Consider the following 8,281-nt stretch of genomic DNA (forward strand, 5'->3'; position numbering starts at 1 on the left):
GCCGCGGCCGTCCTCGCCGCGACCGAGCGGATCGTCGTCGGCATCGGGATCCTGCCCGCCGCCGCCCGCGCGGCCGCCTTCACCGCGATGGAGCTCGGCACGCTCGCCGAGCTCTTCCCCGGCCGCGTGCACGCCGGCATCGGGCACGGCATGCCGCACTGGATGCGCGGACTGCGCATCTGGCCGGCCAGTCCCCTGACCCTGCTCGAGGAGCAGTTCGACGCGGTGCGCTCGCTGCTCTCGGGAGCCGAGACGGCGCGCGACGGACGCTACGTCGCGGTCGACTCGCTCCGGCTCGAGACGCCGCCCGCCGTCGTGCCGCCGCTGCTCGCCGGAGTGCGCGGTCCGCGCTCGCTCGAGCTGGCCGGCCGCATCGCCGACGGCGCCGTGCTGGCCGAGCCCGTCACTCCGGAGTACCTCGCCGCGGCCCGCGAGCACCTCGGCACGTCCGGCCGGGTCGTCGCGTACAACGTGGCGGCCGTCGACGACGACGCCTCGGCCGCGCGCCACCTCGTGCGCCCCGGGCTCGAGTGGATCGGCGAGCCGGAGTGGGCGCCGCACATCGACCCGCTGCCCTTCGCCGCGGAGTTCCGCGCACTGCGGGAGCGGAGCGCCGATCGGGCGGCCTTCGTCCGCGATCTGCCGGACGAGTGGGTGGACCAGCTGGCGGTCGTCGGGACCCCGTCGTCCGCCCGCGCGCGGATCGCGGAGCTGCACGCGGGCGGCGCCGCGAGCGTCGTGCTCATGCCGTCGGGCCCGGACGCGTCGGCGGCGCTGGATCAGCTGGCCCGCGTCCTCTGAGAACCGGGGACGCAGCCCTCGACGCGCTCGCAGGAGCACGTCGGCCCGCAGGAACACGTCCGGCTCGCAGGATCCGAGGATCCCTGCGAGCCGGAGCGTGTGCTGCGAGCCGGAGGTCGGCTAGGCCGACATGCGCGCCTTGAGGTTCTCGTCGAGCGTCGCGAGGAACTCCTCGGTCGTCTGCCAGCCCTGGTCGGGGCCGACGAGCAGCGCGAGGTCCTTCGTCATCTTGCCGGACTCGACCGTCTTGATGACGACGTCCTCGAGCGCGAGCGAGAAGTCGATGAGCTCCTGGTTGCCGTCGAGCTTGCCGCGGTGCGCGAGTCCGCGCGTCCACGCGTAGATCGAGGCGATCGGGTTCGTCGAGGTGGGCTTGCCCGCCTGGTGCTGGCGGTAGTGGCGCGTCACCGTGCCGTGCGCCGCCTCGGCCTCGACGACGGAGCCGTCGGGAGTCGAGAGGACCGAGGTCATGAGGCCCAGCGAGCCGAAGCCCTGCGCCACGGTGTCGGACTGCACGTCGCCGTCGTAGTTCTTGCAGGCCCAGACGTAGCCGCCCTCCCACTTCATGGCCGAGGCGACCATGTCGTCGATGAGGCGGTGCTCGTAGGTCAGGCCGGCGGCGTCGAAGCGCTCCTTGAACTCGGTCTGGAAGATCTCCTCGAAGATGTCCTTGAAGCGGCCGTCGTAGGCCTTGAGGATCGTGTTCTTCGTCGAGAGGTAGACCGGGTAGTTGCGGGTCAGCCCGTAGTTGAGCGACGAGCGCGCGAAGTCGCGGATCGAGGCGTCCTGGTTGTACTGGACCTGGGCGATGCCGTCGTCGGGCGCCTTGTAGACCTCGAACTTCATCGGCTCGGAGCCGTCCTCGGGGGTGAACTCGACGGTGAGCGTGCCCTTGCCCTTGAAGACGAAGTCGGTGGCGCGGTACTGGTCGCCGAACGCGTGGCGACCGATGATGATCGGCTTGTTCCAGCCCGGCACCAGGCGCGGGATGTTCGAGATGATGATCGGCTCGCGGAAGATGACGCCGCCGAGGATGTTGCGGATCGTGCCGTTGGGCGACTTCCACATCTTCTTCAGGCCGAACTCCTCGACCCGCGCCTCGTCGGGCGTGATGGTCGCGCACTTGACGCCGACGCCGTGCTTCTGGATGGCGTGCGCCGCGTCGATCGTGACCTGGTCGTCGGTCGCGTCGCGGTGCTCCATGCCGAGGTCGTAGTACTCGAGGTTCACGTCGAGGTACGGGTGGATGAGGGTGTCCTTGATCTTCTGCCAGATGATCCGCGTCATCTCGTCGCCGTCGAGCTCGACGACGGTTCCCTCAACCTTGATCTTGGACATTGCTCTCCCATGGTCTCGTGAAGCGCCCCGCCTCTGCGCGGGACGGGCGGCTCTCGGCCGCGTCAGACGGCCTCCGCCAGCTTACCCGAGGGGCGAAGTGTCTCGACGTCGAGACAGTTGCCGGGACGGCCCGCTCCGTGCCGGCGCCTCTCGTCCGCCCGGAGGATGCCGCCGGAGGACCGGCCCGCTAGATTGACCGCATGAGTGCACTGCGTCTGGAAGAGCTGTCGGCCTCGAACATCTCCGCCGTCAACGGACTGAGCCTCAAACCGGGCCAGGAGCAGTTCGTGGCGCCGGTGTCCTACTCCGCCGCCGCCGCGGTCATCGACCCCGGGGCCGCCTGGCAGCGGGCGATCCTCGACGGCGACGAGCTCGTGGGCTTCATCCACGCGCACTTCGACGCGGACGCCGCGGAGGAGTTCCGCAGCTGCATCTGGCGCATCAACATCGACGCCGCGAAGCAGGGCCGCGGAGTCGGCACGTTCGCCGTCCGTGCCGCCGCCGACGAGGCGCGGAGCCGCGGCTTCGACACGCTCACCGTCATCTGGGAGTCCGGCGAGGACGGCCCCGACCAGTTCTTCCGCTGGGTCGGCTTCGAGGTCGTCGGCGAGACCCCGTACGGCGAGAACATCGGGGCTCTGACGCTCTGACCCCTCGGGATCGCGACGGGTCGTCCGAGCAGGTCGACCCGGACGCCGGAGGCGCACCCGACTTCGTCACGGCCGTGCTGGCCGTCGTCGACTCGATCCCTCCCGGGCGCGTCATGGCCTACGGAGACATCGCCGCGGTCCTCGGGACCCGTGCCGCCAGGGCGGTCGGCACCGTCATGGCCCGCTACGGCTCCGGCACCGCGTGGTGGCGAGTCGTCCGCTCCGGTGGCGCCCCTCCGATCGGCCACGAGGACCGCGCTCGGGTGGAGTACGAGCGGGAGGGCACTCCGCTGGTCGAGACGGCGGGCGGCTACCGCGTCGACGTGCGGACCGCCCGTTGGACCGGTCCGCCCGCCGGAGCCCGGACCAGCGGGTCCGCCGGCACCTAGACCAGGGAGTCGCGCCAGGCCGCGTGGAGCACGGCGAACCGGCCCTCGCCCGCGATGAGCGCCTCCGGCGTCCCGTCCTCGACGATGCGGCCGTGCTCCATGACGAGCACGCGGTCCGCGATCGCGACCGTCGACAGCCGGTGCGCGATGATCACGGCCGTCCGGTCGGCGAGCAGGGTCTGCAGCCCCTGCTGCACGAGGCGCTCGCTCGGGATGTCGAGCGAGGAGGTCGCCTCGTCGAGGATCAGCACCGCCGGGTCCGCGAGGAACGCGCGCGCGAACGAGATCAGCTGGCGCTGCCCGGCCGAGACGCGCCCGCCGCGCTTGTTCACGTCGGTGTCGTAGCCGTCGGGCAGCGAGACGATGAACTCGTGCGCCCCGACCGCCTCCGCGGCCCGCACGATCTCGTCGTAGCCGGCCGAGGGCCGGCCGATCGCGATGTTGTCGGCGACCGAGCCCGAGAAGAGGTACGCCTCCTGGGTGACCATGACGATCGCGCGGCGGAGGTCCTTCGGGTGCAGCGAGCGGAGGTCGACGCCGTCCAGACTCACCGCTCCGTCGGTCGGATCGTAGAAGCGCGAGAGCAGCTTCGCGAGCGTGGACTTGCCGGCGCCCGTGGATCCGACCAGGGCGATGGTCTGCCCGGCGGGGATCTCGAGGTCGAAGCGGGGCAGGATCTCGCGGTCGGCCGTGTAGGCGAAGCGCACCCCCTCGAAGGCGATGCGTCCGCGGGCCTCGTAGAGATCGATCGGGCGCGCGGGATCGGGCACGCCGGGCTCCTCCGCGAGCACGCCCGAGATCTTCTCGAGCGCCGCCGCGGCCGACTGGTAGGAGTTGTAGAACATCGCCATCTCCTCCATCGGATCGAAGAAGCGCCGCGTGTAGAGCAGGACCGCGAGCAGCGCCCCGATCTCGAGCCCGCCGTCGAGCACCCGGATGCCGCCCAGCAGCAGCACGACGGCGACGGTCACGTTGCCGATCAGCACGAGCCCCGGGTCGAAGGTGCCGAACAGCGCGAAGACCCGCTTGTAGGTCACGCGGTAGCGCTCGACGAGCTCGCCGAAGACCGACTCGTTGCGCTTCTCGGTGCGGAACGCCTGCACCGCCCGGATGCCCGTCATCGTCTCGACGAACTGCACGATCAGGCGGGAGGACGCGACGCGGGTGCCGCGGAAGAGCGCCTGCGACCGCTTCTGGAACCAGCGGGTCAGGATCGCCAGCGGCACGAGGGCGCAGGCGAGCACGAGTCCGCTCGGCGGATCGAGCGAGACGAGGGCGATCGCCACGAAGCCCATGTACAGAGCGCCCTGCACGAGCTGGTTGATCCCGGAGTCGAGCAGCTCGCGGATGGAGTCGAGGTCGCTCGTCTGACGCGAGATGATGCGCCCCGAGGTGTAGTTCTCGTGGAACTCCAGGCTGAGCCTCTGCGTGTGCAGGAACACGCGCTTGCGCAGGTCGATCAGGATCGCCTGGCTGACCCGGGCCGAGAGCACCGTGTACCAGGCGACCAGGAGCGCGCCGGTGAGCCCCGTGAGCACGTACGCGCCGACGGTGAGCAGCAGCGGAGTCGCGTCGCCGGCCAGGACCGCCGGCAGGCCGTTGTCGATGCCGGCCGCGATCAGGGCCGGACCCGCCACCTGGGCGGCGGTCGAGACGACGACGACCACCGCGGTCAGGATCAGCCTCAGCCGCAGCGGCTTCAGCAGCGAGCCCAGGAGGCGCAGCGAGCGGCGGCGCATCTCGGCGGACTCGGCGCGGGTCAGGTCGTCGCGCTCCTCGGTCGATCCGAGCGTGCTCATGAGGTCGCCTCCTGATCGGCGGTCGCGGTGCGGGGGCGGGACCCGGCGCGCTCGGCGCCCGGCGCGCGGGTCTGCTCGTCCTCCTCGAGGCTCGAGACGACGAAGCGGTAGTGCGGGCTGCTCGCGAGCAGCTCGGTGTGGGTGCCCACGGCGGTGACGCGTCCCTCCTCGAGGAGCGCGACGCGGTCGGCGAGCGCGACCGTGGACGGCCGGTGGGCGACGATCAGCGCGGTCGTGTCGCCGAGGACGCGGCGCAGCCCCGCCTCGACGCGCGCCTCGGTGTCGACGTCGAGCGCCGACAGCGGGTCGTCGAGGACGAGCACGGACGGGCGCGCGGCGATCGCGCGGGCGAGGGCGAGCCGCTGGCGCTGTCCGCCGGACAGGCTCATCCCCTCCTCGCCGACCGTCGTGTCGAGCCCGTCGGGCAGCGCGTGCACGAAGCCCGCCTGGGCGATCTCGAGGGCCTCGAGCAGCTCCTCCTCGCTCGCCTCCGGGCGCCCCAGCAGCACGTTCTCGCGGACGGACGTCGAGAAGAGGGTCGCGTCCTCGAACGCCATGCCGACGTGCGAGCGCAGCTCCTCCCGGCGCATCCGGCGGACGTCCACCCCGTCGATCTCGATCGACCCGGCGGTCACGTCGTAGAGGCGGGGAAGGAGCGCGGTCAGCGTCGTCTTGCCCGACCCCGTCACTCCGACCAGCGCCATCGTCTCGCCCGGCTCGACCTCGAGGTCGACGCCGTCGAGGAGGTCGACCGCGTCGGCCGGGGCGTCCTGGTAGCGGAAGTGGACGTCCCGGAAGGTCACCCGGCCGCGCGGGTCCGCGATCGAGACGGGCTCCGCCGGGTCGGTGATCGTGTTCTCGCTGTCCATGACCTCGAAGTAGCGGTCGACGGCGGTGCGCGTGTCGAAGGTCATCGAGAGGAGGAAGCCGATCGACTCGACCGGCCAGCGCAGCACGGTCGCCGTGGCGAAGAACGCGAACAGCTCGCCGACGCTCAGCTGACCGTCGGCCGCGAGCCACACCCCGCCGAGCAGGCACAGCGCGAAGGCCACGTCCGGGACCAGCAGGAGGATCAGCCAGATGCCGGCGATGGCCTTCGCCTTGGCGATCTCGGTGCCGCGCAGCAGCTCCGCCTGGTCGGCGAAGCCCTCGAGGGCGTGCTTGCCGCGGCCGAACGCCTTGAGCACGCGGATGCCGTGCACCGACTGCTCGACGGTCGTCGCGAGGTCGCCCGCCTGGTCCTGGCTCCGGCGCGCGATGCTCGAGTAGCGCTTCTCGAACAGGAAGCCGTAGATCCAGACGGGGATCGAGCAGACGATGAAGAGGACGCCGAGGATCGGGTTCCAATAGACGAGCACGCCGAAGCCGACGAGGATCGTCAGGGCGTTGACGACGAGCAGCACGAAGCCGAAGGCGATCCAGCGGCGGATGAGGCTGAGGTCGCTCACCGCGCGGGACAGCAGCTGCCCGCTCTGCCACCGGTCGTGGAACGACACCGGCAGATCCTGCAGGCGCTGGTAGAGCGCGGTGCGCATCCGAGCCTCGACCCGGGTGCTGGGGGTGAGCACCATGCGGCGGCGCAGCGCGATCGCCGCGGCCTCCAGCACGCCGAGTCCGAGCACGAGGAGCACCGGGCCGATCAGCGGACCGAGGTCGCCCGAGCCGGCGGATCCGGCACCCTCGGCGAGCGGACCGTCGACGAGGCGTTGCAGGACGATCGGGATCGCGAGCGAGACGAGACTCGCCACGAGGGCGACCGCGATGCCGATGCTGAGCCGGGGCAGCGCGTCGCCGACGAACGGGAGCAGGCGCAGCAGGACCTTCAGCGTGCCGGGGCGCGGACGGTCACCGGTGGTGGGGACGGACGGGGAGGCGGGTGCGGACACAGGAGTGCTTTCGCGGCGAGGAGCGGAGGGCGCGGTCGGGCGCCGGAGAGGACGAGTGCCGCAGAGCGTCGCTCCGGGCAGCCTTGCAGGCTATACCCGGTCTCGCGGAGGTGTCCACCCGGCCCGGACGGGCGTCGCGGAACGCCCGACCGACGCGCCGTTCAGCGGACGCGCACCGACAGGCAGGTGACGCAGCCCTCGAGCTTCTCGAACTCCGAGACGTCGACCGCGACGACGGTGTAGCCGAGGCCGCGGAGCAGCTCGGCGCTGCGGGGCGCGGACGCCGCCATCAGCAGGGTGTCGTCGTCGAGCACGACGACGTGCGCGCCGGGTTCCTCCGGCATCGGCAGGAAGGAGGGGAAGATCCTCGGCTCGTCGACGACCGGCTCCCAGCCGATGACGGTGCCGTCCGGCAGGGCGGTGACGGCGCTCTTGAGGTGCAGCGCCTTCGTGAGAGGGACGGCCACCACGGTCCAGCCGAGCGGCCGGAGGATCGCGCGCAGCGCCGCGACCCCCTCCGCGTTGGTGCGGCCGCCCCGGCCCACGTAGACGGTGCGCCCGATCTTCAGCACGTCGCCGCCGTCGAGGGTGGCGGGATCCTCGAGGCGGTGCACGGTCAGGTCGAGGGCGCGGACGGCCTCCTCGGCGCCGGCGCTCTCGCCCCGGCGCGACTCTGCACCCGAGCGGGCGAGGACGGCGTGGCCGCCGAAGACGACCACCGCGTCCTCCACGAAGACGGAGTCGGCGTGCTGCGCGGCCGTGGCGGCCTGGACCGTCTCCCAGCCGGCGGCCTCGAGGGCGTCGACGTACTCCTCCCACTGCGCTTCGGCCTTCGCCTGGTCCACAGGGACGCGCTCCAGGTGGGTGAGCTCGCCGTCGCCGAGGTTCGGAGCCGGCTGCCGCACGATCGCGATGCGGCGCTCGACCGGCTGCCGCTCGTCGCGGGCGGGCGCGGAGGACCGCAGGACGCGGCGGCCCAGCGTCGCGGCGGCCACGGTGAAGGCCACCAGGAGGATCAGGTTGAGCCCGCCGAGCGTGTCGAGCACCGAGATCCAGACGGTCCCGTCGAGAGCGGTGCCGCTGGCCGAGACCTGCACGAGGGTGCCGAACAGCGCGCCCACGACGCCCGCGACCAGGCCCGCGAGCGCCGCGGTCCACCATCGCGCGAAGAGCCCCGCGAGTCCGAGGACCACGAGGACCACGAAGGCGAGCGCGCTCGAGAGCAGGAAGTAGGCGTTGACCTGCGGCAGCGACGACGGCTGCAGCTGGTTGCCCACGAAGAACGCGAGCAGATTGGCGAGGTGGGCCGCGAGCGCCGTGGCGGCCGCGGCGGCGAGCGCCGGCAGCACGCGGCGACCGAGGGAGGGGGCGGGCGCGGAGGCGAGCGTCGAGTCGGTGGGCACCCGCCGACCCTACGC

At 72.1% G+C, this 8,281-nt stretch carries 7 protein-coding genes; 3 read left to right on the forward strand and 4 right to left on the reverse strand.

The window, feature by feature from the left end; genetic code table 11:
• Positions 1-801 (forward strand): LLM class flavin-dependent oxidoreductase (locus NB037_RS17490; RefSeq protein WP_251948059.1); only part of this gene is annotated, 801 nt, incomplete at its 5' end.
• Positions 802-921: 120 nt separating this feature from the next.
• Here the strand turns inward: NB037_RS17490 and NB037_RS17495 are convergent.
• Positions 922-2,139, reverse strand: a complete 1,218-nt coding sequence (locus tag NB037_RS17495; RefSeq protein WP_055787536.1) for an NADP-dependent isocitrate dehydrogenase — start codon at positions 2,137-2,139, stop codon at positions 922-924.
• Positions 2,140-2,339: 200 nt separating this feature from the next.
• Here NB037_RS17495 and NB037_RS17500 point away from each other — a divergent pair, with 200 nt between their 5' ends.
• Positions 2,340-2,789 (forward strand): GNAT family N-acetyltransferase, encoded by a 450-nt coding sequence (locus NB037_RS17500; RefSeq protein ID WP_251948061.1) that lies wholly within the window; start codon positions 2,340-2,342, stop codon positions 2,787-2,789.
• 74 nt (positions 2,790-2,863) lie between these two features.
• Positions 2,864-3,178, forward strand: a complete 315-nt coding sequence (locus NB037_RS17505) for an MGMT family protein (protein ID WP_251948063.1) — start codon at positions 2,864-2,866, stop codon at positions 3,176-3,178.
• Here NB037_RS17505 and NB037_RS17510 read toward each other — a convergent pair.
• From NB037_RS17510 to ddaH, 3 genes are all read right to left on the reverse strand, one after another.
• A complete protein-coding gene (locus NB037_RS17510; protein WP_251948065.1) occupies positions 3,175-4,977 on the reverse strand; it encodes an ABC transporter ATP-binding protein in 1,803 nt (600 codons plus the stop codon). The genes NB037_RS17505 and NB037_RS17510 overlap by 4 nt on opposite strands.
• Entirely contained in the window at positions 4,974-6,863 is a 1,890-nt protein-coding gene (locus tag NB037_RS17515; protein WP_251948067.1) for an ABC transporter ATP-binding protein, read from the reverse strand. Before NB037_RS17515 ends, NB037_RS17510 begins: the two co-directional genes overlap by 4 nt.
• A gap of 161 nt (positions 6,864-7,024) precedes the next feature.
• Entirely contained in the window at positions 7,025-8,266 is a 1,242-nt protein-coding gene (gene ddaH / locus NB037_RS17520) for a dimethylargininase (protein ID WP_308202086.1), read from the reverse strand.
• Positions 8,267-8,281 lie beyond the last annotated feature (15 nt).

The sequence above is a fragment of the Rathayibacter rubneri genome (assembly GCF_023743255.1).
Taxonomy (GTDB): Bacteria; Actinomycetota; Actinomycetes; order Actinomycetales; family Microbacteriaceae; genus Rathayibacter; species Rathayibacter rubneri.

Bases quoted from the DNA above. Each gene is read 5' to 3' on its own strand.
- NB037_RS17500 (WP_251948061.1), top strand. From the start codon at position 2,340: ATGAGTGCACTGCGTCTGGAAGAGCTGTCGGCCTCGAACATCTCCGCC.
- NB037_RS17495 (WP_055787536.1), bottom strand. From the start codon at position 2,139: ATGTCCAAGATCAAGGTTGAGGGAACCGTCGTCGAGCTCGACGGCGAC.
- NB037_RS17510 (WP_251948065.1), bottom strand. From the start codon at position 4,977: ATGAGCACGCTCGGATCGACCGAGGAGCGCGACGACCTGACCCGCGCC.